The sequence below is a fragment of the Frankia sp. R43 genome, from assembly GCF_001306465.1.
GTDB lineage: Bacteria > Actinomycetota > Actinomycetes > Frankiales > Frankiaceae > Parafrankia > Parafrankia irregularis.
In genome coordinates this window covers 502,791-527,877 of sequence record NZ_LFCW01000001.1, presented here as the reverse complement: position 1 = coordinate 527,877, position 25,087 = coordinate 502,791, and the positions used below count along the sequence as shown (strand labels likewise).

The following is a 25,087-nucleotide window of genomic DNA, read 5'->3' as shown; positions in this document are numbered from 1 at the left end:
GCCGATGCATTAACAATACGCACCGTTGCGGAGACTTGTGAGGAAGTGGGCGCGCATGGTGGCCGGTGACTCCTGGAGGTCGAGATGGGCAGGTTGCCGTGTGCGGAACCCGGATCCAGCCGGGCCCCGCTGGTGGCCTCGGGCCCGGCCCGTCAGCCGAGGAGCGTGGTCCAGCCGATGGGGCAACCCGCGGGTCACCGGGAGGCCCGGCCAATGCCCGGCCGATCGCTACCGGTGATCGGCTCGCGGCCGGGAGCGCGCTGTGTCTGATTAAAGGCGACGGAATCGGCTCCGGCGCCGAGACACTGGTTCAATTCATCAAGCCTTGCACATCGCATGGCGTTGCGAAGGGATTTCGGTCTGATGAGACGACACTTATCCTGGATATCCTCTGTCGTTGTCATCGCCGGCCTTCTGGTCGGCGCCTGTTCGAATTCGGGTGGTGAGAAGACCCCCGACACCCCGGTGTCGCGCGAGGCCAACGCCTCGCCGGGCGTCACCGCCGACGAGATCCACTTCGCCGCTATCGGCACGAAGACGAACAACCCGCTGGGCACCTGCCTTTACGACTGTTTCATCCAGGGCATCAACGCCTACTTCGACTACCGCAACAGCGAGGGCGGCCTGGACGGCCGGAAGCTGAAGCTCACCACGACGATCGACGACGCCCTTGCCAAGAACAAGGAGGGCTCGCTGCAGATCATCAACGACAATGACACCTTCGCGACCCTGAGCGTCCCGATGCTGGCGACCGGCTGGCCGGACCTGGCGAACGCGGGCATCCCGGTCTACTCCGTCCCGTGGTACCCGGATGACATGAACGGCCACGACTCGATCTACGCGAGCAACGGCGTCGAGTGCATCGCCTGCACCCGCCACTTCATGGCCTACGCACCCAAGGTCCTCGGTGACAAGAAGATCGCCACCCTGGGTTACGGTGTCTCGCAGAGCTCCAAGGACTGCGCGAACGCGGCGACCGACACCATCAAGCTCTACTCGAAGGAAACCGGCCAGCAGGTCGTCTACACCAACAACGGCATCGCCTTCGGCATCCCGAACGGGATCGGCCCGGAGGTCAGCGCGATGAAGAACGCCGGCGTCGAGTTCATCGTCAGCTGCTTCGACATCAACGGCCAGAAGACGCTCGCCCAGGAGCTCAAGCGGCAGGGCATGGCGGACGTCCCGATCCTGCAGTCGAACTCCTACGACCTGACCTTCATGAAGGGCGCCGGTGACCTGTTCGAGGGCGACGTCCTCGGTGTCGCCTTCCGGCCCTTCGAATCGAACGGGGAGGGCAACGGCCTCGCCCTGTTCAAGAAGTGGATGGAAAAGAGCGGGTCGAAGCTGACGGAGCTCGCCGAGTACGGCTGGATCGCCGCCGAGACCGCCTACCAGGGCATCAAGGCCGCCGGCCCCGGATTCACCCAGGCTTCCGTCGTCAAGGCGACGAACGCCCTGACCTCCTTCACCGCGGGCGGCCTCGTCCCGGCGATCGACTGGTCACGTCAGCACGAAATGCCGACCCAGGACGACCCGGCCACCCACGGGCCGAAGCAGGAGTGCATGAGCCTGCTGACCTACAAGGGCGGCAAGTTCGAGTTCATCGGTGGGGCGACCGCCGAGAAGCCGTGGCTGTGCTGGCCGGGCACGGACCGGAAATGGTCCGAGCCGGTTCCGACCGACTTCCAGTAAGTAACTCAGTACTCACGTACTCAGCACCCAGCGCTCGGAGCTTCGCGCCCCGCACGTCAGCGGGCCGGCCCCGTGCGCGACAGGCCTCCCGCGGTCGGCCTGGCAGAACAGCCTCCCGGATGTCAGGCCGGCCGCAGCGGAGGGAAAGCAGCGCCCCGTCACAGCGTCGTGACGGGGCGCTGCCCCGTTCTGGCTGGCCGCACTGCTGCCGCTCCACCGCGCCGGCCTGGGCGCCGAGGCTCGCCGCGGCGACGCGAAAACTGCATGTAGCCAGGTCGTTGCTTTTCGTGTGTCATGTCGGTGGACTCCGCTCATGAGGACGTGCCGGCGTTGATCCGCCTGACCGGCCGTGCGTGCACGGCGCTTCGCGCGGACGAGATGATCGTTTTCGACTGGGCCGGGCTGGGGCTGTGCTGCGGATGTGCCGGCCAGCCGTGGCTGCGCACGGCGCCGAGGGCCGTCACGCGCGGGTACCGCGGCTTCCGCCCGCTCGACACGGACCCGCCCGACAGCGCCGTGGCCCATCCGCGGGCCTACCCGTACCTGGTGGGCCGGGCGATCGCGGTGGACTGCCGCCGCCGGTTCGGGCTGCGGCGCTTCAGCTGCGATCTGCCGCCGGATGTCGGTCTCGCGGGTCTGTCCAGCGGGGCGATCAGGGATGGTGGCTCGTGACCGCGCATCGCGGCATCGTCGACACCGCCGGCAGGGCCGGACGGGTGCGGTCGATCGCCGTCTGGACCATCGTGGCGGTGGCCGGCGGGGTTGGCTGGGCTGTGCTCGCGCTGTCCCGGGGCGAGTCGGTGTCCGCGCTCTGGATGCTGGTCGCGGGCCTGGGCTCCTACGCCATCGCCTTCCGTTTCTACGCACGGTTCCTGGCGGACAGGGTGCTGCGCGTGGATGACACCCGGGCGACGCCGGCCGAGCGTCTCGCCAACGACGTCGATTTCCAGCCGACTGACCGGCGGGTGCTGTTCGGCCACCACTTCGCCGCCATCGCCGGGGCCGGCCCGCTCGTCGGCCCGGTCCTGGCCGCGCAGATGGGCTATCTGCCCGGCACGATCTGGATCGTCGTCGGCGTGATCTTCGCCGGCGCGGTGCAGGACATGATCACCCTGTTCTTCTCGGTGCGCCGTGACGGCAGGAGCCTCGGCCAGCTGGCCCGGGACGAGATCGGCCCGGTGGGCGGGGTGGCCGCGCTGGTCGCCGTCTTCGCAATCATGATCATCCTGTTGGCGGTGCTCGCACTCGTCGTGGTGAACGCGCTCGCGCACTCGCCATGGGGCACCTTCTCGATCGCGATGACGATCCCGATCGCGGTGTTCATGGGTCTCTACCTGCGGGCGATTCGGCCCGGACGAGTGGCCGAGGCGACCGCCCTCGGCGTCGCGGCGTTGTTCGCGGCGATTGTCGCCGGCCGCTGGGTACAGCAGTCGGGGCTCGCCTCCGCTTTCACCCTGAGCCCGAAAGCGCTGGTCATCTGCCTGGTCGGCTACGGTTTCGTCGCCTCGGTGCTGCCGGTGTGGATGCTGCTCGCGCCACGCGACTACCTCTCCACCTTCATGAAGATCGGCACCATCGGTCTGCTTGCCGTGGGCGTTGTCGTCGAGCTACCGGTGCTCCAGGCGGAGGCGGTCAGCCCCTTCGCGACCAGAGGTAACGGGCCGGTGTTCGCCGGCAGCCTGTTCCCGTTCCTGTTCATCACCATCGCCTGCGGCGCGCTGTCCGGATTCCACGCGCTCGTCGCGTGCGGCACCACCCCGAAGATGATCCAGAAAGAGTCCCAGATACGGCTGGTCGGCTACGGGGCGATGCTGGTCGAGTCCTTCGTCGCCCTGATGGCGCTGATCGCCGCGGCGGCTCTGACTCCTGGCCTCTATTTCGCCATGAACGCGCCCGCCGGAGTGGTCGGGCAGACGGCGGCCTCGGCCTCGGCCGCGGTCGCCCACCTCGGCTTCACCATCACCCCGGACGCACTCGACGCCGCGGCCCGGGCCGTGGGCGAGCCGACGCTGGTAGCCCGCACCGGCGGTGCCCCGACGCTCGCCGTCGGCATGTCCCACATTCTTTCCGGCGCCTTCGGCGGCGGCGGGCTGGCCGCGTTCTGGTACCACTTCGCCATCATGTTCGAGGCGCTGTTCATCCTCACCACCGTGGACGCCGGCACCCGGGTCGGGCGGTTCATGCTTCAGGACACGCTGGGGAACCTGTGGAAACCGATCGGCCGGGTGAGCTGGTGGCCCGGAGTCTGGCTGAGCAGCGCCCTGGTGGTCGGTGCCTGGGGCTATTTCCTCTGGGCCGGGGCGACTGATCCCCTCGGTGGGATCAACCAGCTTTTCCCGCTGTTCGGGATGGCCAACCAGCTGCTCGCGGCCGTCGCGCTGACAGTCGCGACCACCTTGCTCGTCAAGAGCGGGCGGGTGCGGTGGGCCTGGGTCACCGGTGCCCCGCTCGCCTGGGATGTCGCGGTCACCTTCACCGCGGCCTGGCAGAAGGTCTTCTCCGCGGACCCCAGGGTCGGGTTCTTCGCCCAGCGGGACCGCTACGCCGACGCGCTCGACGACGGCAGGATCCTGGCGCCGGCCAAAAGCATCGGTGACATGCACAGGGTCGTGCTGAACTCCACGGTGGACGGTGTCCTGGCGCTGCTGTTCGCGCTGCTCGCGCTCGTCGTGCTCGTCGATGCGGCCCGGGTCTGCGCACAGACCATCCGCCGCCGGGTGCCGGTGCCCACCACGGAGGTGGCGCATGTTCCCTCACGGCTGGTCGTGCCCCGAGGGCGGTCTGCGAGTGAGGCGGCTGTTCCGCCCCCCGCGCGCTCGGGGGTAACTACGCCTTCCAAGGCGGATTCACCGTTCTAGCCTGGCTTTCAACCTCGTTTCCGCACCCGAAAGCGCAGGTGAAGCACCCGGTTGCCCTGGATCATCACGTCAGGATCCTCCAGCAGGTGCTGCGCGTGGACCGACCCGAAGTAGCGCTTGCCGGACCCGAACACGACGGGTACGACGTCCATGCGCACCTCGTCGACCAGACCTGCGGCAAGCACCTGGCCACCGACCTCGCCGGCGGCGACCTCGACCACGCGGTCGCCCGCAAGCTCCTGTGCCCTGGCAACAGCTGCCTCGACGCCGTCGACGAAGTGGAACGGCGCCTCGGGGTCCCAGCCCTCGGGCTCCGGCCGGTGTGTCACGACGACCACGTGGTCGATCCCGCTCGGAGGCTTCCCACCCCAGCCGTCCGTGATGTCGAAGACGTGGCGGCCGACGAGTGTCACCCCGATCTGGTCCCAGTACGGCCGGGTGTAGTCGTAGGACGTCTGCGACACCTTCACCTCGCCGCTTTCGTCCAACGGGACGTCACCGCTGGTCAACCAGTCGAACAGCGGTCCGGGCTGGTCATTCTCGTCCGCGACGAAGCCGTCCACCGACACCGAGCTGTACATGACCACCTTGCCCACGGGCACTCCTCTGCTTCCGGGTGGCCCCAAACTAGCGTGGCGTGAGCTGTCGCTCCGGTAGGAAACCAATCGGGCCGGCAGCGGCCAGCCGTCCAGCGCGTGGCCGGGATGTTCGCGCAGGAACCGCCGCAGGAACCGCTGCCGGGCTTCGACGGACCGTGTTGTTTCAGCCGTTCTCCTGAGGACGGCTCTGGCCTGCGGGCGTCTGCGCATGCCGACGGCGCCCCACTAGCATCTGTCGGAAGGTGGATCGGAAGGTCGAGGATGTGGTCCCGTGGTGAAGGGCGGCCTCGGGGTCGCGGCCGTGGCCCGGCGGGCGGGCGTCTCCACGGCGACGGTCTCGAACGTGATCAACCGGCCCCACCTGGTGTCACCCGAGACGACGGCCAGGGTCCTCGCGGCGATCGAGGAACTCGACTTCGTGCCGAACCGGGCTGCCGCCACCCTGCGGCAGGGAGCGAACCGGCTGGTCGGCCTGGTCGTGCCGGACATCGTCAACCCGTTCTACGCGGCGATCGCGAACGCCGTGTCGGATGCCGCCGACCGTGAGCAGTACATGGTCGCGCTGTGCGTCAGCCACGATGACCCCGCCCGGGAACGGCGGCACTTCGACCGGCTGGCCGAGCAGCGCGCCGTCGGCGCCCTCGTCGTGCCGCTGAACGCCGACCCCTCGCGGTTGTCCCAGCTGCGGATCGTGGGCGCGAGGCTCGTGCTCGTCGACCGTGTCGTCGCCGAGGACGAAGGATGCTCGGTCGCCGTCGACGATGTGGAGGGCGGGCGCATCGCCGTCGAGCATCTCGTGCGGACCACCAGCGGTCCGGTCAGCCTTGTCAACGGGCACCGATCGATTCCGCAGTGCGAGAACCGGCGGCGGGGAGCGTTCCAGGCACTCGCCCGGGCGGGCCTCGGCCCGGACCGGCTCGTCGAGTTCGAGGTCGACGAGATGTCGGTGGGGGAGGGCCGTCGGATCGGCCTGCGGATCGCCGAGACGGGCAGCCCGTTGAGCATCTTCTGCACGAACGACCAGCTCGCCGTGGGGGTGATACGCGGTCTCGTCGACCGTGGCATCACCCCGCCCCGGGACGCGCGGGTCGTCGGGTACGGGGATCTCGACCTCGCCGCCGGGGGCGCGCTGCCGCTCACCACCGTCGCGCAGCCGAAGCGCAGGCTCGGCGAGGTGGCTCTGGGCAAGCTGCTCGCGGAGCTCTCGGAGGGCTCCACGCACGTTCATGCCGCCACGATCCTCACGCCGTCGCTCGTGGTGCGGGACTCGGCCCCGGCGGTCCCCGGCTGACCGTGCTTTCCGGCTGACCGCCTGAGACCGGGGCCGACGAGGGCTGCTGGCGTTCCGGCGGTCCCACGGTGGCTGACCATCCCCGGAAGGCCCATGATGGGGGCGAGGCCTGTTTTAATCGATTAAATCCGCGGTGTGCGAGCGCCGAGCCCGAGCCGAAAGGGATCAACGATGACCGGACGAACCAGCGTGCTCGATGACCCTCTGCGGGTGCGGACCAGGAGGAAGACCCGGGTCGGGCTGGTCGCCGGCGGTCTCGGTACCTACTGGCCGCAGTTCCCCGGCCTGCTGCCACAGCTGCGGGAGTCCGCGCGCCACGTCTCCGAGCGCTTCCAGGGGATGGACGCCGACGTGATCGACGTCGGCTTCATCTCCGACGCCCAGGAAGGCGCGGCCGCGGCGGAGAAGCTGCGACGGGCCGACTGCGACCTCATCGTCATGTTCCTGACCACCTATCTGACCTCGTCGATGGTTCTGCCGATCGCCCAGCGTTCACACACCCCGGTGCTGGTGATCGACCTGCAGCCGACCGAGCGGATGGACCACGCCAGCTTCGACACCGGAGCGTGGCTGGCCTACTGCGGGCAGTGCTCCGTACCCGAGGTCGGCAACGTGTTCCGCCGGGCTGGCATCCCGTTCCGTTCCGTCTCCGGGTGGCTGCACCAGGAAAGCGCGTGGCGGCGGATCGAGCAGTGGATCACCGCGGCCCGCATCCGCGCCGCGCTGCGGACAGCCCGCCACGGGCTGATGGGCCACCTCTACCCAGGCATGCTCGACGTCTCGACCGACCTGACGCTCCTGCCGGCGACGTTCGGCTCGCACGTCGAGGTGCTCGAGTTCGACGACCTCCGGGTGCGGGCCGAGGCGGTTACCGACGCGGACGTCACGGACCGGATGACGCTCGCCCGTACCGTCTTCACGCTCGACGAGAGCGTGCGGGAGGAGGACTTCGCCTGGGGCGCACGGGTCTCGGTGGCCCTGGACCGTCTGGTTGACGACTTCGACCTCGACTCGCTCTCCTACTACCACCGGGGCCTTGGCGGTGAGCTGCACGAGCGGCTGGGGGCCGGCATGATCCTGGGAGCCTCCCTGCTCGCCGGGCGCGGCGTACCCACGACCGGCGAGTACGAGCTGCGCACGACCGTCGCGCAGCTCGCCACCCAGGCCGCCGGGGCCGGCGGTTCGTTCTGCGAGATCCAGGCCCTGGACTTCGAGGACATGGTGGTCGAGATGGGGCACGACGGTCCCGCGCACCTCGCCGTCTCCTCCCGTGAACCGCTTCTGCGCGGCCTCGGCGTCTACCACGGCAAGCGTGGCTGGGGCGTTTCCGTCGAGTTCGACGTCCGGCACGGGCCGGTCACGCTGCTCGGGCTCGGGCAGGACGCGGACGGGAGCCTGTCGTTCATCGCCTCGCAGGGGTCCGTCGTCCCGGGGCCACTGCTCGCCATCGGGAACACCACGAGCCGGGTGGACTTCGGGCGTGATCCCGGTGAGTGGGTCGATGACTGGTCCGTGACAGGGGTCGGCCATCACTGGTCGCTTTCGGTGGGGCATCGCGCGGCCGACTACCGGGCCGCGGCCTCCCTGCTCGGCATCGACTTCAGGATCGTCTGATCGCACCCGCCGGTTCCCGGCCGTGCCACTGGTCTTTGCCCGTGCCACTGGTCGTTGGCCCTGCCACTGGTGGTTCGCCGTGCCGCTGGTGCCCGGCCGTGCCGCTGGTGCTCGACGTCGACGAGCCCGTCAGGCGGCGGCGGTGTCCTCCGGCTGGGCGGCCTCCGCGAGGGCGCGGCCGAAGCGTTCGGCGCCGAAGGAACGGGTCGGGCAGGGGGTCATCGGCGGCATGATGATCGGGCAGAAGTGCACACCGTCCGGGCTGCGCACGGGTACCTGCCCGTCCTTCTCGCAGGCCTCGCCGGCCTCGCAGGCCAACCGCGGCATGAACAGGCCCTTGAAGGTGAGGACCTCCCCGGCCGGGGCCACCCGGACGTTCGTCCGCATGCTGGCGATGTCGCGCCACAGCCGGTCGAGCTCGGTCAGCCCGTCGGCCCCGACCGGCTGGTCCCTGCGGGGCGGGGAGTCGGTGAGAACGACCTCGACCCCGCGGCGGGTCAGGATCTCGACGGCCTCGGTGACGTCCGTGCGGTAGGCGGTGAGCAGGTCCCGGTCGCGCATGCAGTCGGAGCCGGTGTTGCCGGAGAACGAGAGCACGGCGACGGTCGGATCCCAGCGGCGGGCCTGTTTGCGCATGTCATCGAGCCAGTCGCAGGGGGCCGTGCCGCCCCAGGTCCGGGTGAGCGTCTTGCTGGAGCCATCCGCCTGCGCGGCCGCGACGAACGAGTCGCGGGCCTCCCAGGCCAGCGAGTCGCCCCAGAGCACGATCCGTGCCTCGTCCGGGTCCTGCCGGCCGGCGCTGAGCGCGATCCCGGCGAGGACGACGGCGCCCACGAACATCCAGCCGATGGCGCCCATGCGTGGGATGTTCAGCGCGACTCCCCTCCAAGTTCGCCGACGCGTGATCGCCGGGGCCTCGCCCCGGACCAGTATCACGTTCGGACACGGACAGACCACGCCGTGACATCGTCCTGCATCCGCGTGAGCGCGCCGCTTCCAGGGGTCACGATTGGTCGTCCGTAGGAGGTGGCTGTCGATAGGGGGCCACGACTGACGTCCATCGGAACCCCGGTGCTGCCGGCCATCGCGTTGCGGTGTCGAGTCGGGTCGCGGTGTCGAGCCGGACCCTGATGGCCTTGTCATTGTTACGCGCTGAGGGCGACCACCCCTCCTCCGGTGAACTTCGCAGGTGGAAATACACGTACGGTGGTGACGGAATGTGCGGGTCGCACGGAACGGCGACGATGCTGTGGCACAGTGTGCAGCGGGGGCTGGTCCGTCATGGGGGGCCCGACTGGCAGCGGCCTGGCCGGTAGCGGCGTGGCTGGGATGTGTCCTGTAACGGCGTGGCGTACGGCGGTGGGAGCATGCGGCGACAGGAAACGCGACGGGGCCGCGGAGCAGCGGGCCTCGCGACGGCGGGCGGCGGGCTCGTGGCGGCCGCCGCGCTGCTCCACGGCCTGCCGTCACTGGCGACGTTTCGCCGGCTGCGTACCGCGGTCACGCCCGCGCTGGCCGGGGTCGGCCGCTCCGACCATGTCGCGCTGACCTTCGACGACGGTCCCGACCCGGTCTCCACCCCGAACTTCCTCGAGGTGCTGGACGAGCTTGACGTCCGCTCCACGTTCTTCGTCCTCGGCGGGATGGCACAGCGCTCGCCCGGCCTGGTGCGGGAGATGGCAGCGGCGGGGCACGAGCTGGCGGTCCACGGGTGGGACCACCGCCCGATGCTGCTGCGGGGCCCGATGTCGACCTACGACCAGCTGGCGCGCACCCGTGACCTGCTCGCCGAGACGACCGGCCGGGCACCGCGGTACGTCCGGCCGCCGCATGGGGTGCTGTCGTCCGGGGTGCTCGCCGCCTCCCGCCGCCTCGGCCTCACCCCCGTTCTGTGGACGGCCTGGGGGCGGGACTGGACGGCGACCGCCACCCCGTCCAACGTGCTGGCGACGATCGAGCCCGACCTGCGGGGCGGCGCCACGGTGCTGCTGCACGACAGCGACTGCACCTCGGCGCCCGGGGCGTGGCGCAGCGCGCTGGGGGCGCTGCCCGAGCTCGCGGCCCGCTGTGACGACGCGGGCCTGCGGCTCGGCCCGCTCGCCGAGCACGGCCTACGTCCCTACGTCTGAGGCGCCCGGTGTCTGACGTGCCCTGTGCCTGACGTGCGCCCTACGCCTGGGGCGTTCTACGGCTGAGCATCTGGCGCAGTTTCAGGCCAAGGTGCAGGGCGAGGCGGTCGTTTCCGTCGCGCAGGTCCAGGCCGGTGAGGTCGGCGATGCGGCCGAGCCGGTAGTAGAGCGTGGTGCGGTGGATGACCAGGCGCGCCGCCGTGCGGGCCGGGTCGCCGCCGAGGTCCAGATACGTCTCCAGGGTCTGGACGAGCGCGCCGGACCGGTCCGCGGCGAGCAGGCGGCGCAGCCCCGCCGGTAGCGCACTGGACTCCAGGGATTCCAGCGGCAGCCGGGCGAGCAGCCCGTACACACCCAGTTGGTCGGAGAACGCCGTCTGGCCGAGCGACGGGACCAGGCGGGCGACCCGGGTCGTCTCCAGCGCCTCCCGGTAGCTGCCGGCGCTCTCCCGCAGGGCGGTGCGTTCCGGCCCGAGCCCCACCCAGACGGCGGGCGCCGGCAGGTGCGCCGCGAGGTCCGCGTGGATCCGCTCGGCCTCGGCCCGCAGCGCCTCGCGCCGGGGGAGCCTGGGGTGCATCAGCAGCAGGACGCCGCCGGTGGCGCTGGTGGTCATGCCCAGCGCCCGTGTCGGGGTGAGGCGTTGCCGCGCCCGCCGCAGGGCCAGATCCAGCTCGACCGTCCCTCCCAGGCTGGCGGCGCCGGTTCGGTTGCCGTCGGTGGCGTCGGTGGCGTCGGCATCGTCGGCGTTGGTGGCGGACGCCCGTTGGTCGATCACGACGGCGACGGCCAGCACCCGGGCGTCCGGTGCGATGCCGTGGTCGGCCACGAGGCGGGCGGCGGCGTGCCGGCGCACCTCGTCGTCCGGGTTGAGGATGTCCCGCAGCAGCTCGCGTTCGGCGGCTCGGCGCAGGTCGTCGAGCAGGCGTTCGCGGAAGAGCTCCTCACCCGCGGCCGCGGCGGCCGCGCGCGCCGGCTCCAGATCGTCGTCCGGCACGGGCGTCGGTTCGTCGAACAGCCAGAGGTAGCCGAGCAACGTCCCGGAGCAGCGGACCGGCACGCAGACCCGCGCGAACGAGCCGAGCCGCGGGCTGGCGGGGATCCGCACCGGGCCGGTGGCCGTGTCGATGCCGAAGCTGCGCGCGTGCCGGGTGACGGTGTTCTCCGACCGTGGCCGGCGCAGCATGATCGAGTCGATCCGGAACTGGTCGACGGGCTCCTCGTGCGCGGTGTGCGCCAGCAGCCGGGAGTCCAGGTCGTCGATCGCGACCGAACGGCCCAGCCGCGCGGCCAGATCCTCGGCGATGTCCTGCAGTCCCACGGGCTGTTCGGTGCCGCCTCTCCGACCTGGCTCGGTTCGCCCTCGCCCACGCGCTCGGTTGGTTCAGCTGTCTCATCATGCTCCCCGTTCTTCCTACAGCGAGCGGAGGTGACGAGGGCGACGGCTGACTAGCGTCGGGACGGGCGCGGCGCGGGCGGCCTGTACGTACGCATCAGGAGGTGGCATGACCGGCGGACGAGTCGTGATCGTGGGCGGTGGGCTGATCGGTCTGTCGATCGCCCGGGCGCTGACCGCCCGCGGGGTGGGTGACGTGCTGATCCTCGAACGGGCGACGCTGAACAGCGGCGGCACCGGCAAGTCGAGCGGCATCGTGCGCTGCCACTACGGTGTGCCCTCGATCGCCGCGATGGCCTGGCGGAGCCTGCCGGTCTTCGAGGAGCTCGGCGAGGCCATCGGGTTCAGCCAGGTCGGCTACCTGGTCGCCGTCGGGCCCGAGAACGTCGAGCCGCTGCGGGCCAACACCGCGACCCACCAGGCGCTCGGGATCGACGTCGAGCTGATCGGCCATGACCGGGCCGGGGCGCTGTGGCCGTACCTGCGCCTCGACGACCTGGCCGCGTTCGCCTACGAGCCACGCGGCGGATACGCGGACGCCTCACAGTTGGCGACCCAGTTCGGTTTCCAGGCCCGCGACGGTGGCGCCCGCATCCGGCAGAGCACGCCGGTGGCCCGGGTCCTGACCGCCGGCGACGCGGTCACGGGCGTCGAGCTGGCCGGTGGTGGGAAGGTCGAGGCCGACATCGTCGTCGTGGCGGCGGGCTGGTGGTCGGGCGCGCTGATGGCCGGCGTCGGCGTCGAGCTGCCCATCGAGTCGCTGCGCTCGGAGCTGCTCGTCGTCGACGCCGGTGTGCCGCTGCGTGACCTGCCGGTCCTCTCCGACCTGGTGAGCCTGCAGTACGCGCGGATCGAGGGCTCCGGTGAGCTGCTGGTCGGCAACAGCGACCACAGCCAGCCGACGTTCGCCGACCCGGACGACTACTCCAACCAGGCCAGCGAGGCCGGGCTGGAACGGGCCGCCGAGAAGGTGCTGCACCGCTTCGCGACGTTCCCCGAGCCGTCGGTCGCCCACACCTACGCCGGCTGCTACGACATCACCCCCGACTGGAACCCGGTCATCGCGCCGGTCGCGCCGGCCGGCCCGGCCGGCCTGTTCCTGGCGGCCGGTTTCAGCGGCCACGGGTTCAAGATCAGTCCAGCGGTAGGCACCCTGATGGCCGACCTGATCCTCGACGGCGACAGCCGCGACCCGGGCATCCCGGCGGCGGACTTCCGGCTCGGGCGTTTCGCCGAGGACGACCCGCTGACCAGCCGGTACCCGTACGTCGGCGCCGGCGAGATGCGATGAGCCGGGATGTCGCGAGCCGGGATGTCATGAGCCGAGATGCGATGAGTGGGGAGAGCGCGATGGAGAGCGCGGCGGCGGTCGAGAACATGCTGGGCGAGATCGCCGGCGTCGGGCGGGCCTCGACCGGGGGGTACCAGCGCTTCGCCTGGACCCGTGAGGACCACACCCTGCGGGAGTGGTTCCGCGGTGCCGCCGAGGCCGTCGGGCTGGACGTCACCGAGGACCGGGTCGGCAACCAGTGGGCCTGGTGGGGCGACCCGGACGCATCCCTGCGGGCCGGGCGGCCCGGTGTCGTCACCGGCTCCCACCTCGACTCGGTGCCGGGCGGCGGCAACTTCGACGGCCCGCTCGGCGTGGTCGCGGCGCTGCGGGCCGTCGACACGCTGCGCCGCGACGGCTTCACCCCGGCGCGCGCGATCGGTGTCGTGAACTTCGTCGACGAGGAGGGCGCCCGCTTCGGCGTGGCCTGCGCCGGCTCGCGGGTGCTGACCGGTGCGCTGTCGCCCGACCACGCCCTCGCGCTGACCGACGGTGATGGCATCACGCTGGCGCAGGCGCTCACCGCGGCCGGCCGGGACCCGCGTGCGCTGGGCCGTGACGACGAGGCCCTAGCCCGGGTCGGCACCTTCGTCGAACTGCACATCGAGCAGGGCCGCTGGCTCGTCGACGAAGGGTCGGCGGTCGCCGTAGCCTCCTCGATCTGGCCGCACGGGCGGTGGCGCTTCGACTTCACCGGTGAGGCCAACCACGCCGGCACCACCCGGCTGGCCGACCGCGACGACCCCGCTCTCGCGCTCGCGTCGCTGATCCTCACCGCTCGCGAGGCAGCCGCCACGCTCGGCTGCGTCGCGACCGTGGGCAAGGTCCGGGTCGTCCCGAACGGGGTGAACGCGATCCCGTCGGCGGCGACCGGCTGGCTCGACGGCCGCGGCGCGGACGAGGCGGCCGTGCGCCGGCTGGTCCCGATGATCGAGCAGACCCTCGGGACGCGCGCGGTGGAGGAGTCGTTCACCTCGACCACCAGGTTCGACCCGGCGCTGGCGGCCGACCTCGCCGGGCTGCTCGGCGGGGCTCCCGTCATCGGCACCGGCGCCGGGCACGACGCCGGTGTGCTGGCCGCGCACGGCGTCCGCGCCGCGATGCTGTTCGTGCGCAACCCGACCGGCGTCTCGCACTCGCCGGCCGAGCACGCCGAGGCAGCCGACTGCGCCGCCGGTGCCGCCGCGCTGACAACCGTGCTGCGCTCGCTCGCGGCGAGCTGACGGAACGGCTCTACGTCTCGGGGTAGAGGGAGTAGGACGGGAAGTTGCCGTAGAGGCGCTCGTTCGGGTCGGCGCCGACGGTGACGGCGTGGACGAGGTGCTCGCCGCCGACGAACGCGCCCTTCCAGGATGCGCCGCGCCCGCCGAACGGCTCGGCGCGGTCGCCGCGGGAGCGGGGCTTGTTGACCCCGACCTTGAACGCGGAGAGCTCGCCGGACAGCCGCCGTGCCGTGGCCTCGTCGTCGCAGGCCAGTGAGGCGACGAGGGCGCCGTTGGAAGCGTTCATGGCGGCGAGCAGCTCCGCCTCGGAGTCGACGATGACGATGGTGTCGACCGGGCCGAACGGTTCGGCGTGGTGCAGCGCTGCGGCGGGCGGCGGGTTGAGGATGGCCACCGGCGGGACGTAGGCGGCGCGGTCCTGGTCGGGCAGGAAGCGCCCGTCGGCGAGGTCACCGCGGTACAGCGGAACACCGCCCTTGGTGATCGCCTCGTCGACCTTGCCGGCGAGTTCCGCGGCCTTCTCGGCGGTGATCACCGGGCCGTAGTCGAGGTCGGGCAGCGGGTCGGAGTCGTTCTCGACGGCGAGCGGGTGCCCGAACCGCACCGAGGAGACCACCGGCAGGTACATCTCGAGGAAGCGGTCGAAGAGCTGGCGCTGCACGACGTACCGGGGGTAGGCGGTGCAGCGCTGCTTGCCGTACTCGAAGCCCTTGCGCAGGTGGGCGGCGAGCAGGTCCCACTGCGAGAAGTCCCAGATGCCCCAGGCGTTGAGGCCTTCCTGCTCGAGGAAGTGCCGCTTGCCGGTGTCGACGAGGGCGGCGGCGACCTGGCCGCCGGCGGAACGGCCGCCGACGAAGGCCAGGCAGCCGATCTCCGGCGCGCGCACCAGCGCGGACGACAGCCGTGAGCCCGAGCCGGAGACCAGGGAGATCGGCAGGCCGGCGCGGCGGGCCAGGGCGGCGGCGAGTGTCAGGCAGGCGGCGCCGCCGTCGGTCGGTGTCTTGGCGATGGCGGCGTTGCCGGCCAGCATCTGGACCAGCATGGCGTGCATGAGCACGCTCATCGGGTAGTTCCAGCTGGCGATGTTGCTGACCGGGCCGGGCAGCGGGGTGCGGCCGGCGGTCATGGGCTCGATCTCGTCGATGTACCAGCGCACCCCGTCGAGCGCGCGGTCGACGTCGGTGCGGGCGAGGCGCCAGGGCTTGCCGATCTCCCAGACGAGCAGCAGCGCGAGCAGGTCGCGGTGCTCCTCCATGGCCTCGACCGCGGCGGTCACCCGGGCCCGGCGGTCGGCCAGCGGGACGTCGCGCCATTCCTTGTGGTCGTCGAGGGTGGCGCGGATGGCTTCGCGGGCCTCGTCCGGGTCCATCATCGGTGGCCCGGCGATGGGGGAGCCGTCGATGGGTGAAAGACTGTGCAACGGGCTACCACTTCGGTGCCACCTGCCGCCCCAGAGATTGAGCAGGCGGTCCTCGTCGAATGCTTCGGGGGCGACCTGGCGGGCACGTCCGTAGGCATCGGCCCAGGCGGTGCCCTGCTTGAGGCGCAGGCGGGTCGGTGGCGTGCTGGCTGAGGCGTCCATCTGCCGAGGGTCTCTCTGATCGGATCGTCGCGCCACCAAACAGACTTCAATGCCGTCTTGCACCCGGTGTTATCCAGTGCATCCAGTTGACCTGGATAACTGGTTATGAAGTCGCCGTTACGTGGACGTGCGGGTTGCTCGGCCGGGTTGCCTGGTTCTGGTATGCATCGAGATGAATGGTGTTCCAGTCCGTGGTGCGGCCGGCGGCGAGCGCCGGCGCCTGTGCTGTCGATCCGGTCCGATCCGACGTCGACGCAGGTGGTGGGGTGTGTGGTGGGCAGGCGCGGTGCCGGTGGTGGGGCTGATGCAGGGGTCTGGGCGGCGCTGGGATGTGCGCGAAAACTGCCGAGAAGGAGGCAGTTGATCTGAATGCGCGTACTCTTCCGCCTATGTCGGATATGTTAAGGCCGCGAGAGTGAGAGGTGACTTCCGCGTGCCTGCGACCTCGGGTGTGTGGTGCATCACGTAGAGTGGGCGGGTGTCCGAAACGGCATTCGTTCGCGGCGGCGAAGCCGCGAGGCAGAATAATCGAACCCGATTTCCGGATGTGTGATGACGGCCAGTGTGGTGCCGCCGTCGGCCGCTGATGCCGACCCGACCCGTAACGGGGCGCCGATACGGGTCCTTGTCGTGGACGATCACGAGCTCTTTCTTCAGGGCCTGCAGGTCGTCCTGGACACCGAGGACGACATCTCGGTGGTGGGGCGAGCCGCCGACGGGCAGGAGGCGCTCGTGCTCGCGTCCGGCACCGCGCCGGACATCGTCCTGATGGACGTCCGGATGCCGGGTCGTGACGGCATTGCCGCCGCTGGCGCGATCAAGCGATCGGTGCCGCGGGTGCGGGTTGTGATGCTCACCGTGTCGGACGAGGAGTCCGACCTGTTCGAGGCCATCAAGGCCGGGGCGGTCGGCTACCTGCTGAAGTCGATTCCCCCGCACGAGGTGGCGGACGCGGTGCGCGCCGTCCACAGCGGGCAGAGCCTGATCAGCCCGTCCATGGCCTCGAAGCTGATGGTCGAGTTCGCCACGATGGCGCGTGGCGGAGGTGAGGACCGGCCCCGGGCGCACGCGCCCCATCTGACCGCGCGTGAGCTGGAGGTCCTCAAGCTGGTGGCGGAAGGGCGCGCGAACCGTGAGATCGCGCGCAAGCTGTTCATCAGCGAGAATACCGTGAAGAATCACGTCCGGAATATTCTCGACAAACTTCAGCTCCATTCGAGGATGGAAGCAGTGATGTACGCGGTCCGGCAGGGCCTGTTCGATATCGAATAAACAGGCCCGGTCCGTTCGCGCAGGCGCGGTGTCCACAGGGCCCTGCCGTTCGCGCGGGGTGCCGGGGTGCCGGGGGCACCGAGGTCCCGAGCCTCGGTACCGAGGGCGCCCCGGGCAGGGGGCGTCGCCGGGCCCGAGTGGTGGCCGGCGCCGAAACGACGGGCAGGGTGCCCTGGTGGCTGGGGACGCGGGCTGGCCGTCACCGCGCGGATTCCCCGGCACGGATGTCACGGCGTGGACGTTGCGGACGGCGTCAGGTGGTTGTGCGGCGTCACCACACGCTGGAGCCTCCTGACGGTGAGATCCATGTCTCGATGGCCTCGCGCGGAAGGTCCGGTGGGATAAGGCCGTTTGGCGGCCGTCGGTGATTTTCCGGGTTCCCCTTGGAGGCTGCGCCGCCGGGGGAATTGCTGCCGGGAAATCGAGGAGCGGGCGGCTGGGAATGGCGTTGTCCGCGCCGGGCTGGGAAAGAGGCCCAGGTAGGAAGCGTCGGAACGGTGGCCGGGAGTGCCGCTGGTGAACCGGGTACGGCGCGGCCGCACCGCGCCGGTTGGGCCGGGACGTCCGGTCACCGCCGCGTTGTCGGGTGGGCGCGGACAGGCTATCGGGTGTCCGGAAATGGCCGGTCGGTGCGCGGCCGGTGAGGGAGTGCGGCTCTTTGCTGCATTCCGGCCCATACGATGTCGACGTTGGCTAGCGTCATCGGGCGACCAGGCAGTCCGCTGTTCCGGCGGTGACGGATGGTCGGGAGGTGAGCGAGTCCGGTCCTTGTGGGGCCGGCGGCCAGGGCCGGTACAGCACCTGGCGCGCGTCCAGCCGGTGGCGAGAGCACTGGGCGGGCGAGGCGCCGCACGCTGACCGGCCGGAGGATGCGGTCCACGGTTGGTCCTGACCGGGGAGGTGGGTACATCGGTGACGACAGCGGAGCAGCCGTCCGGGGCGCATACCAGCCCGGAGCGGGTGAACGTTATCAACCAGATCTGTCTGACCTGCCGCGGTGGGCGGGCGGTGTTCGAGCTTCGTGCCGCGGACCAGGGCGGGACTGCTCCGCATCTGGAGCCCTGCCGCCACTGCGCAGGCAAAGGCCGGCACATCGGCCTCATCCCACCAGTGTGATCATATAGCGAGTCGATCCCGGCTCGGGACGGTCGGGTGACGACAGGTGACGCCTTGGCCGTCAGGCCGCCGGGACCGTGGTGCACACGGTCCCGGCGGCGTCTGCGCGGGATCGTGAACCTGCCGGGTGCTGACCGCAGCGGAGCGCCCCGGCCCGTAATCCTGGCCATTCTCCGGGTGGGAGCAGCCAGGGCCACGGGAAAGCCGGGGAAGTACTTCTTCACTAGGGCGCGGACCTGCCAGCGGAAACAACCTGCCAACGGTGACGCCACGGGCGTTGGGTCTGGAGCAATCCCAACCTGCACGCCTGTGCCGTAGCTGCCTACCGTGCCCTTTACCGGTCGCCAGATCGGCTGCCGTAGCCCTCAGATCCTCGGCTCCGGCTCCGGCACTGGGGTGGCGGAGCGGTGGGGCCGGCGGGTGCCTGCTGAGGCGGGCGGTCCGGTGCTCCGCCGACGCTCTCCAACGAGATCATTTCCTGGGCGCGGATAGGGCGCGCAACCCGATGACCATGTTTCGTGCCGCCCAACCGGCCCTACCTAGCCAAATGGGCCAGGTAGAACGGCTGGAGCCATGGGGTGAGTGACGGGATTTGAACCCGCGACACCCGGGACCACAACCCGGTGCTCTGCCAACTGAGCTACACCCACCATGCCGGTATCAACCGGACCCGACCTCGACCGGGCTGGGCCATCGTACCGGTTGAACACGCCACCGTGACGCCCGGGGTGGCGTTCGAACGGAAAAAATGCCGATCAGCGTTGATCGGCCGAGCTGCGCCCGGGCGAGCTGTGCTCGTTCGACCGGTAGCCCGTGCGACCTGGCCTCCGGCGCCCTCGGGGAGGTCAGCTGGCGCGGATCGCGGCGGCTGCGGCGCGGGCGGCCTCGGTCGTCGGACCGGGCTGGGGTACGAAAAGGATCTCCCGGTAGTACCGCAGCTCCTCGATGCTCTCCTGGATGTCGGCGAGCGCGCGGTGACCGCCGGCCTTCACCGGGGCCGCGTAGTAGGCCCGCGGGTACCAGCGCCGCGCGAGCTCCTTGATCGAGGAGACGTCGATCATGCGGTAGTGGAGGAACTCGTCCAGCTGGGGGAGATAGCGCGCGATGAAGGTGCGGTCGGTCGCGATCGAGTTGCCGCACAGCGGCGCCTTGCGTGAGTCCGGCACGAAGCGGCGGATGTAGGCGAGGAGCTGCTTCTCGGCCTCGTCGACCTTGAGCTCGGAGGCTCGTACCGCGGCTGTGAGCCCCGAGGCCTCGTGCATCTCCTTCACTACGGGGAGCATCTGGTCGAGCGCTGCGTCCGGCGCGCCGAGGACGAGGTCGATGCCCTCATCCAGGACGTTCAGCTCGCTGTCGGTTACCAGGCAGGCAACTTCGAGTAGCAGGTCGGAACCGGCGTCGAGGCCGGTCATCTCGCAGTCGATCCAAACCAGACGATCCATCCCGTTCACATTAGGGAATTCCGTCGCTGTCGTCACGTACGCCCCTCCACTTACCTCTACGCCCCAGCCTGCCTGCGCCGAGCAGGCGAATGCCGCACCCACGGTGCCGGCAGCCGGAAGCCGGGCATCGGCGCATCGCGGGCGAGCCTGGCCACACCATGACACTGTGCGCACACTGCGCGGTGACCGGGTGCCACCCGGTTCTGGTCCGGCCGGGCTGTCCATACTCGCCGGGCGGCGGTGCCGTTGCCAGGGGAGGGCCAGGCCGGCTCATCCCGGCAGGCACGGCCGGCCAGGTCCGCCGGGATGAGCCGCAAGCCAGGTCCGCCGGTCAGGTCGGCTGGTGGCTTGGGGTGGCGGCGGCGTTCTCGATCCGGAAGCGGATGGTGGCGGGCGCGATCCCCGGGTTCGCGGCGGCGGCCCTGAGCGTGTAGAGGCCGTCGTCGACCTCGCTGGTGAGCCAGCCGCCCGGATGCGGGTTGAACAGGTAGGGAGCGGCCTGCGCGTCGAGGGTGTAGGAGAAGTCGCCCGGCCCGGTCAGGGTGTACCTGATCCCGCCGACCTGGCCTGTGGTGCTGAGCGTGATCCGCTGGAAGCCATGAATGATCGTGCCTTCGGCCACGCCCTCGAACCGCGTGAGAGTGCCCGGCGGCGCGCTCGTCGGAGCGACGATCATCCCGGTCTGTTCCGGCTGCGAGCCGGCCGGAGTTGTCTGCTGTGCCGCAAGGTCATCGGCGGCCTCGGATGCCCTGGACGCGTCGTGCTGGAACTGCACGACCAGCACGGGCATCAGGACGAGGGCGGAGAGGAACAACGCCAGACCAACCCAGCCTCGCCGAAAGGCGTCCACGTGGGCGCACCCTTCGTCACGGCCTGCGTAGAGACGCCCACTCTAGCCCGCCGGCCCGCACCGCCCGCACTCGGGCCCGATCACTGCCCGGGCCTGATCGGCCCGCCGCCAGATCAGCGTGGACGCCGACCCGGTGGACGGGTCGGGGTGCGCCCCGGCCCGCGATTGTCCCGCGGGCGCTGACGGCCCCGTAGTCGACTCACTGCCAGGATGCGCTCCTGTGCGACGCGCTCCTGCCGAAGACACCGGCCACGATCCACACCCCGAAGGTAGCTGCCCGAGCGCCGTTTCGTGGGTGGCGTCACAAGGTGTTAACCGAACGCCCGGCGTGTCGCCGATGTCGGGCGTTGCGTCCCATCGGTTCCTGCGGCGTGCCGTTGTTGCTGCTGGACACCGACAGACAACGTGACACCGGTGTTCACCAGCTGCTCTGCGTGACCCAGCCCAACCGGCGCCGCGGCACCTGACAGACCCCCCTCGGGTGGGCCCGTTCAGGTGCCGCGGCGGCCGAACCCCCTGCGGGGGCGCCGATTCAGGCGGCCAGGGCTGTCCTGGAGCGCCCGGCCTCGAAGGCCGGTTCCAGCGCGAGCTCCAGCACCTCGCGGACGTCCGCGACCAGGTGCACCGTGAGCGCCTCCCGCACCGCGGCCGGGACGTCGTCCAGGTCGGGCCCGTTGCGGGCGGGCAGCAGCACGGTGGTGATGCCGGCCCGGTGCGCGGCGAGCAGCTTCTGCTTCACCCCACCAATGGGCAGCACCCGCCCGGTGAGCGACACCTCGCCGGTCATGGCGACGTCCGCGCGCACCGGCCGCCCGGAGAGCAGCGACGCGAGCGCGGTGGTCATGGTGACGCCGGCACTCGGGCCGTCCTTGGGCACCGCGCCGGCCGGGACGTGCAGGTGGATCCCGCGGTCACGCAGGTCCCCGACCGGCAGCTCCAGCTCCACCCCCCGTGAGCGCAGGTAGGACAGCGCGATCTGCGCCGACTCCTTCATGACGTCGCCGAGCTGGCCGGTGAGCGTCAGGCCGCTCGCGCCCGTCTCCGGGTCGGCCAGCGACGCCTCGACGAAAAGGACGTCCCCGCCGGCGCCGGTGACGGCGAGCCCGGTCGCCACCCCGGGCAGCGCGGTGCGCTCCGCGGACTCCGGAGTGTGCCGCGGCCGGCCCAGGTAGCCGGTGAGATCACCGACGCCGACGGTGACCGGCAGCGCTGCCTCGCCCAGGGCGACCTTGGCGACCACCTTGCGCAGCACCCGCGCGGTCGCCCGCTCCAGGTCCCGCACGCCGGCCTCGCGGGTGTACTCGCCGGCCAGCTGCCGCAGCGCGTCGTCGTCGACGGTGACGTCCGCCGGGGTGAGCCCGGCCCGCTCGATCTGCCGGGGCAGCAGGTGGTCGCGGGCGATGGTGACCTTCTCCTCCTCGGTGTAGCCGTCGAGCAGGATCAGCTCCATCCGGTCGAGCAGCGGCGCGGGGATCGCCTCCAGCACGTTCGCGGTCGCCAGGAACAGCACGTCCGACAGGTCGAGCTCGACCTCCAGGTAGTGGTCGCGGAAGGTGTGGTTCTGCGCCGGGTCGAGCACCTCCAGCAACGCCGCCGTGGGGTCGCCGCGGTAGTCGGAGCCGACCTTGTCGACCTCGTCCAGCAGGATCACCGGGTTCATCGAGCCGGCGTCGCGGATCGCCCGCACGATCCGCCCCGGCTGCGCGCCCACGTAGGTGCGCCGGTGACCGCGGATCTCCGCCTCGTCCCGGACGCCGCCGAGCGCCACCCGGGCGAACCTGCGGCCCATCGCGCGGGCCACCGACTCACCCAGCGACGTCTTGCCGACCCCGGGCGGACCGGCCAGCGCGAGCACCGCCCCGCTGCGCCGCCCGCCGACGACGCCGAGCCCCGCATCGGCCCGGCGCCGGCGGACCGCCAGGTACTCCACGATCCGGTCCTTCACGTCTGCCAGGCCCGCGTGGTCGGCGTCGAGCACGGCACGCGCCGCGGTGATGTCGTAGGTGTCCTCGGCGTGCTCGTTCCAGGGCATTTCCAGGACGGTGTCGAGCCAGGTGCGGATCCAGCCGCCCTCGGGGGACTGCTCGGACGTCCGCTCCAGCTTGTCGACCTCCTTCAACGCCGCCGCGCGGACCTTCTCCGGCAGCTCGGCGGCCTCGACCCGGGCCCGGTAGTCCTCCTTGTCCCTGTCGGCGGACTCGGAGGTTCCATCCAGCTCGGCGAGTTCCTTGCGCACGGCGTCGAGCTGGCGTCTCAGCAGGAACTCGCGCTGCTGACGGTCCACCCCCTCCTGGACGTCCCGCCGGATGGTCTCGGCGACGTCCACCTCGGCGGCGTGCTCCCGCGTCCACGGGATGAGCTTCGCGAGCCGGGCGGTGACGTCCAGGGTGCGCAGCAGCTCCAGCTTCTGCTCCGCCGACAGGTAGGACGAGTAGCCGGCGGTGTCGGCGAGGGTGCTCGGGTTCTCCAGCGCCGCCACGGTGTCGGCGACCTGGTCGACGCCCCGGGTGCGCAGCAGGCCGGTGACCAGCGTGCGGTACTCGAGCGCGAGCTCGACGAGGCGGGCCACGGCACCGTCGGCGTCGTCATGCCCGCTGCGCAGCGGGGCGCTGAGGGTGCCGGTGAAGCCGGCGGGCACGGCCGACTCGAGGATCGTCGCCTCGACCCAGCCGACCTCGACGCCGCTGCCGCCGTCGCCGGCGCTGTCGCCGATGGCGGCTTCACCATCGCCGGCGATGCCGGGGCCGTCAGTCGCCAGCTGGGCGCGGGAGCTGGCGCGGACGACCGCGGCCGCCTCACCGTTCGGCAGCCGCCCGATCTGTTCGACGACGGCCACCACGCCGACGTCGGCGCGGACCCCGTCCACCCGGGGAACCAGCAGGAGCTCGGGCCGGCGCTGATCGGAGCGGCTGCTGATGCCGGGCGCGCGCGGCTCGGGCACGAAGCCGGGTCGGCCGCCCCGGGCCGCGTCCACGACGGCGCGGGTCCGGGCGTCCGACAGGTCGAGCGGAACCACCATGCCGGGCAGGAGCACCGTGTCGTCCAGTGGCAGCAGCGGCAGGAGCCTGGTCTGTGACATACGACCTTCATCCCTCGATTGGAGCGTTCATGACCCACGAACCTTGAGTACGAACCACTCAAGCTATTGGAGCCGCAGGTTGTTCCCGAGTCCGATCGCTCTGAGCGAACCGCGGTCGGGCGCTGTTCCGGTGGCGTTCGCGCCGCATGCCCGGGGCGGTCTGCCCCGGCCGATCTACTGTCACGACGCCTCAGCCGAGAAGCTCCACGCCTGCCCGAACCCCACGTCGGATCGCCAAGGTGAATTGGTCGTGGTTCGCGGCTACCGCCACTGGTCCGCGTGGTCGGGCGGCGGGAAGTTACCGGGCGCTCGGCGGGTTGGGAGGGGTGGTTGCGTGCGCAACTGCCTCTGCCGCTGCCTCGCCGAGCCTTGGTTCTCGGGGGTGGCCAGGTGCCGGTGGCCGCGCACGGAAGGCGTGCCCTCGCCCGGATCACCCCGTCCGGATGGGGCACGATGACACGGGAACAGAGTCACCTGGGAGGTCACCATGCCAGCCGTCACCGCCGACACCCTCACCCTGCCGAGGCTGTCCGCGCCGGGGCTCGGCGATGTCGAGCGGCCCGTCAAGAAGGTCGTGACCGCCCCGACCGGGTTCGAGGGAGAGGGCTTCCCCGTCCGCCGGATGTTCGCCGGGGTGAGCCTCGCCGACCGTGACCCGTTCGTGCACGGTGACCAGATGGGCGAGGTCGACTACGCCGCCGGTGAGCCCAAGGGCACTCCCTGGCACCCGCACCGCGGCTTCGAGACCGTCACCTACATGATCGACGGGACCTTCCAGCACCAGGACTCCCATGGCGGCGGTGGTCTGATCACCGACGGCGCGACCCAGTGGATGACGGCGGGGTCGGGCATCCTGCACATCGAGACGCCGCCGGAGGCGCTCGTTGTCAGCGGTGGTCTCTTCCACGGAGTGCAGCTGTGGGTGAATCTGCCGGCCAAGGACAAGTTCAGCCCGCCCCGGTACCAGAGCATCGAAGGCGAACAGGTCTCTCTGGTCGCCTCGCCGGACGGCGGGAGCCTGGTTCGGATCATCGCCGGTGACGTGGGTGGTTTCCGTGGTCCCGGATCGACCCACACGCCGATCGCGGTGGTGCACACGACGGTCAGCCCGGGAGCGCGCGTCAGCGTCCCGTGGAACCCGGAGTACAACGCGCTGGTCTATGTGCTGGCGGGGGAGGGCACCGTCGGAGCCAAGGACACCCCCGTGCAGCTCGGTCAGACGGCGGTGCTCGGCGCGGGGGACCGCATCAGCCTCGCGGCGGGCCCGCGCCAGGACGGCGACACCCCGAACCTGGAGGTACTGCTGCTCGGCGGCCGTCCGATCCGGGAGCGGGTGGAGATGTACGGGCCGTTCGTGATGAACACGCGGGCTGAGCTCCAGCAGGCGATCGAGGACTACCAGGCCGGACGGCTCGGCGTCATCCCCGAGAACGCGCTGATGCCGCACCGCGTCTGACCCGGCCGCACCGCGTCTGACCCGCGGACCGCGTCTGACCCGGCCGTACCGGGCAGATCCGGCCGTACCGGGCCTGATCCGGCCTGCGGCCCGGCCGCACCGCGGGCCGGATTCGGGCCGGCGCGGGTGTGATCGTGGCTTGCTGCACCCAAACCTTCACC

18 protein-coding genes and 1 tRNA gene are annotated in these 25,087 nt (G+C 71.0%); 11 read left to right on the top strand and 8 right to left on the bottom strand.

The window, feature by feature from the left end; genetic code table 11:
- Positions 1-363: 363 nt before the first annotated feature.
- The 3 genes from ACG83_RS01785 (at position 364) to ACG83_RS01775 (ending at position 4,550) form a co-directional block, all read left to right on the top strand.
- Positions 364-1,692, top strand: coding sequence for an ABC transporter substrate-binding protein (locus ACG83_RS01785; RefSeq protein WP_054564401.1), 1,329 nt, complete (start codon positions 364-366; stop codon positions 1,690-1,692).
- A 294-nt stretch (positions 1,693-1,986) separates the two neighbouring features.
- On the top strand, positions 1,987-2,364 hold the full coding sequence (locus ACG83_RS01780) for a hypothetical protein (protein ID WP_054564400.1): 378 nt from the start codon (positions 1,987-1,989) through the stop codon (positions 2,362-2,364).
- On the top strand, positions 2,361-4,550 hold the full coding sequence (locus ACG83_RS01775; RefSeq protein ID WP_054564399.1) for a carbon starvation CstA family protein: 2,190 nt from the start codon (positions 2,361-2,363) through the stop codon (positions 4,548-4,550). Before ACG83_RS01780 ends, ACG83_RS01775 begins: the two co-directional genes overlap by 4 nt.
- A gap of 8 nt (positions 4,551-4,558) precedes the next feature.
- Here ACG83_RS01775 and ACG83_RS01770 read toward each other — a convergent pair whose 3' ends face one another.
- Positions 4,559-5,146 (bottom strand): dihydrofolate reductase family protein, encoded by a 588-nt coding sequence (locus ACG83_RS01770; protein WP_054564398.1) that lies wholly within the window; start codon positions 5,144-5,146, stop codon positions 4,559-4,561.
- Between the two features lie 274 nt (positions 5,147-5,420).
- Here ACG83_RS01770 and ACG83_RS01765 point away from each other — a divergent pair, with 274 nt between their 5' ends.
- Together ACG83_RS01765 and ACG83_RS01760 are read left to right on the top strand one after the other, a co-directional pair.
- On the top strand, positions 5,421-6,440 hold the full coding sequence (locus tag ACG83_RS01765) for a LacI family DNA-binding transcriptional regulator (RefSeq protein WP_054564397.1): 1,020 nt from the start codon (positions 5,421-5,423) through the stop codon (positions 6,438-6,440).
- Between the two features lie 171 nt (positions 6,441-6,611).
- On the top strand, positions 6,612-8,054 hold the full coding sequence (locus tag ACG83_RS01760; RefSeq protein WP_054564396.1) for an L-fucose/L-arabinose isomerase family protein: 1,443 nt from the start codon (positions 6,612-6,614) through the stop codon (positions 8,052-8,054).
- A 129-nt stretch (positions 8,055-8,183) separates the two neighbouring features.
- Here ACG83_RS01760 and ACG83_RS01755 read toward each other — a convergent pair whose 3' ends face one another.
- On the bottom strand, positions 8,184-8,912 hold the full coding sequence (locus ACG83_RS01755) for a hypothetical protein (RefSeq protein ID WP_054564395.1): 729 nt from the start codon (positions 8,910-8,912) through the stop codon (positions 8,184-8,186).
- Between the two features lie 509 nt (positions 8,913-9,421).
- On the opposite strand from ACG83_RS01755, the gene ACG83_RS01750 reads away from it, so the two are divergent.
- Positions 9,422-10,183 (top strand): polysaccharide deacetylase family protein, encoded by a 762-nt coding sequence (locus ACG83_RS01750; RefSeq protein WP_054564394.1) that lies wholly within the window; start codon positions 9,422-9,424, stop codon positions 10,181-10,183.
- 40 nt (positions 10,184-10,223) lie between these two features.
- On the opposite strand, the gene ACG83_RS01745 is transcribed toward ACG83_RS01750, so the two are convergent.
- The gene (locus ACG83_RS01745; RefSeq protein WP_054564393.1) at positions 10,224-11,501 is read right to left on the bottom strand and encodes a CdaR family transcriptional regulator; all 1,278 of its coding nucleotides are present in this window, start codon (positions 11,499-11,501) and stop codon (positions 10,224-10,226) included.
- Positions 11,502-11,685: 184 nt separating this feature from the next.
- On the opposite strand from ACG83_RS01745, the gene ACG83_RS01740 reads away from it, so the two are divergent.
- Both ACG83_RS01740 and ACG83_RS01735 read left to right on the top strand, forming a co-directional pair.
- The gene (locus ACG83_RS01740; protein WP_054564392.1) at positions 11,686-12,867 is read left to right on the top strand and encodes an FAD-binding oxidoreductase; all 1,182 of its coding nucleotides are present in this window, start codon (positions 11,686-11,688) and stop codon (positions 12,865-12,867) included.
- A gap of 41 nt (positions 12,868-12,908) precedes the next feature.
- Positions 12,909-14,129: an allantoate amidohydrolase gene (locus tag ACG83_RS01735; RefSeq protein WP_235497517.1), complete on the top strand. Its 1,221-nt coding sequence runs from the start codon at positions 12,909-12,911 to the stop codon at positions 14,127-14,129.
- Between the two features lie 10 nt (positions 14,130-14,139).
- On the opposite strand, the gene ACG83_RS01730 is transcribed toward ACG83_RS01735, so the two are convergent.
- Positions 14,140-15,711 (bottom strand): aldehyde dehydrogenase family protein, encoded by a 1,572-nt coding sequence (locus tag ACG83_RS01730; RefSeq protein ID WP_054564390.1) that lies wholly within the window; start codon positions 15,709-15,711, stop codon positions 14,140-14,142.
- 552 nt (positions 15,712-16,263) lie between these two features.
- Here ACG83_RS01730 and ACG83_RS01725 point away from each other — a divergent pair.
- The gene (locus ACG83_RS01725) at positions 16,264-16,983 is read left to right on the top strand and encodes a response regulator transcription factor (protein WP_006543981.1); all 720 of its coding nucleotides are present in this window, start codon (positions 16,264-16,266) and stop codon (positions 16,981-16,983) included.
- Between the two features lie 912 nt (positions 16,984-17,895).
- Positions 17,896-18,099 carry a hypothetical protein gene (locus ACG83_RS41855; protein WP_076823669.1) on the top strand — a complete coding sequence of 68 codons (204 nt, stop codon included), beginning with the start codon at positions 17,896-17,898 and terminating at the stop codon, positions 18,097-18,099.
- Positions 18,100-18,673: 574 nt separating this feature from the next.
- Here the strand turns inward: ACG83_RS41855 and ACG83_RS01720 are convergent.
- The 4 genes from ACG83_RS01720 to lon form a co-directional block, all read right to left on the bottom strand.
- A tRNA-His gene (locus tag ACG83_RS01720) sits at positions 18,674-18,749 on the bottom strand.
- Between the two features lie 195 nt (positions 18,750-18,944).
- Positions 18,945-19,541: an oligoribonuclease gene (gene orn, locus ACG83_RS01715; RefSeq protein WP_198955422.1), complete on the bottom strand. Its 597-nt coding sequence runs from the start codon at positions 19,539-19,541 to the stop codon at positions 18,945-18,947.
- A 331-nt stretch (positions 19,542-19,872) separates the two neighbouring features.
- Positions 19,873-20,391 (bottom strand): hypothetical protein, encoded by a 519-nt coding sequence (locus ACG83_RS01710; protein WP_063792964.1) that lies wholly within the window; start codon positions 20,389-20,391, stop codon positions 19,873-19,875.
- Positions 20,392-20,923: 532 nt separating this feature from the next.
- On the bottom strand, positions 20,924-23,470 hold the full coding sequence (gene lon, locus ACG83_RS01705) for an endopeptidase La (protein ID WP_054564387.1): 2,547 nt from the start codon (positions 23,468-23,470) through the stop codon (positions 20,924-20,926).
- 487 nt (positions 23,471-23,957) lie between these two features.
- Here lon and ACG83_RS01700 point away from each other — a divergent pair, with 487 nt between their 5' ends.
- Complete coding sequence (locus ACG83_RS01700) at positions 23,958-24,926, top strand: pirin family protein (protein ID WP_054564386.1); 969 nt, start codon at positions 23,958-23,960, stop codon at positions 24,924-24,926.
- The last annotated feature ends 161 nt before the right edge of the window (positions 24,927-25,087 follow it).

Excerpts from the sequence above, each read along its gene's own strand:
- ACG83_RS01785 (WP_054564401.1), top strand. The coding sequence starts at position 364 with ATGAGACGACACTTATCCTGGATATCCTCTGTCGTTGTCATCGCCGGC.
- ACG83_RS01780 (WP_054564400.1), top strand. The coding sequence starts at position 1,987 with ATGTCGGTGGACTCCGCTCATGAGGACGTGCCGGCGTTGATCCGCCTG.
- ACG83_RS01760 (WP_054564396.1), top strand. The coding sequence starts at position 6,612 with ATGACCGGACGAACCAGCGTGCTCGATGACCCTCTGCGGGTGCGGACC.
- ACG83_RS01755 (WP_054564395.1), bottom strand. The coding sequence starts at position 8,912 with ATGGGCGCCATCGGCTGGATGTTCGTGGGCGCCGTCGTCCTCGCCGGG.
- ACG83_RS01750 (WP_054564394.1), top strand. The coding sequence starts at position 9,422 with ATGCGGCGACAGGAAACGCGACGGGGCCGCGGAGCAGCGGGCCTCGCG.
- ACG83_RS01740 (WP_054564392.1), top strand. The coding sequence starts at position 11,686 with ATGACCGGCGGACGAGTCGTGATCGTGGGCGGTGGGCTGATCGGTCTG.
- ACG83_RS01735 (WP_235497517.1), top strand. The coding sequence starts at position 12,909 with ATGAGTGGGGAGAGCGCGATGGAGAGCGCGGCGGCGGTCGAGAACATG.
- ACG83_RS01730 (WP_054564390.1), bottom strand. The coding sequence starts at position 15,711 with ATGGACGCCTCAGCCAGCACGCCACCGACCCGCCTGCGCCTCAAGCAG.
- ACG83_RS01725 (WP_006543981.1), top strand. The coding sequence starts at position 16,264 with ATGACGGCCAGTGTGGTGCCGCCGTCGGCCGCTGATGCCGACCCGACC.
- orn (WP_198955422.1), bottom strand. The coding sequence starts at position 19,541 with ATGGATCGTCTGGTTTGGATCGACTGCGAGATGACCGGCCTCGACGCC.
- lon (WP_054564387.1), bottom strand. The coding sequence starts at position 23,470 with ATGTCACAGACCAGGCTCCTGCCGCTGCTGCCACTGGACGACACGGTG.
- ACG83_RS01700 (WP_054564386.1), top strand. The coding sequence starts at position 23,958 with ATGCCAGCCGTCACCGCCGACACCCTCACCCTGCCGAGGCTGTCCGCG.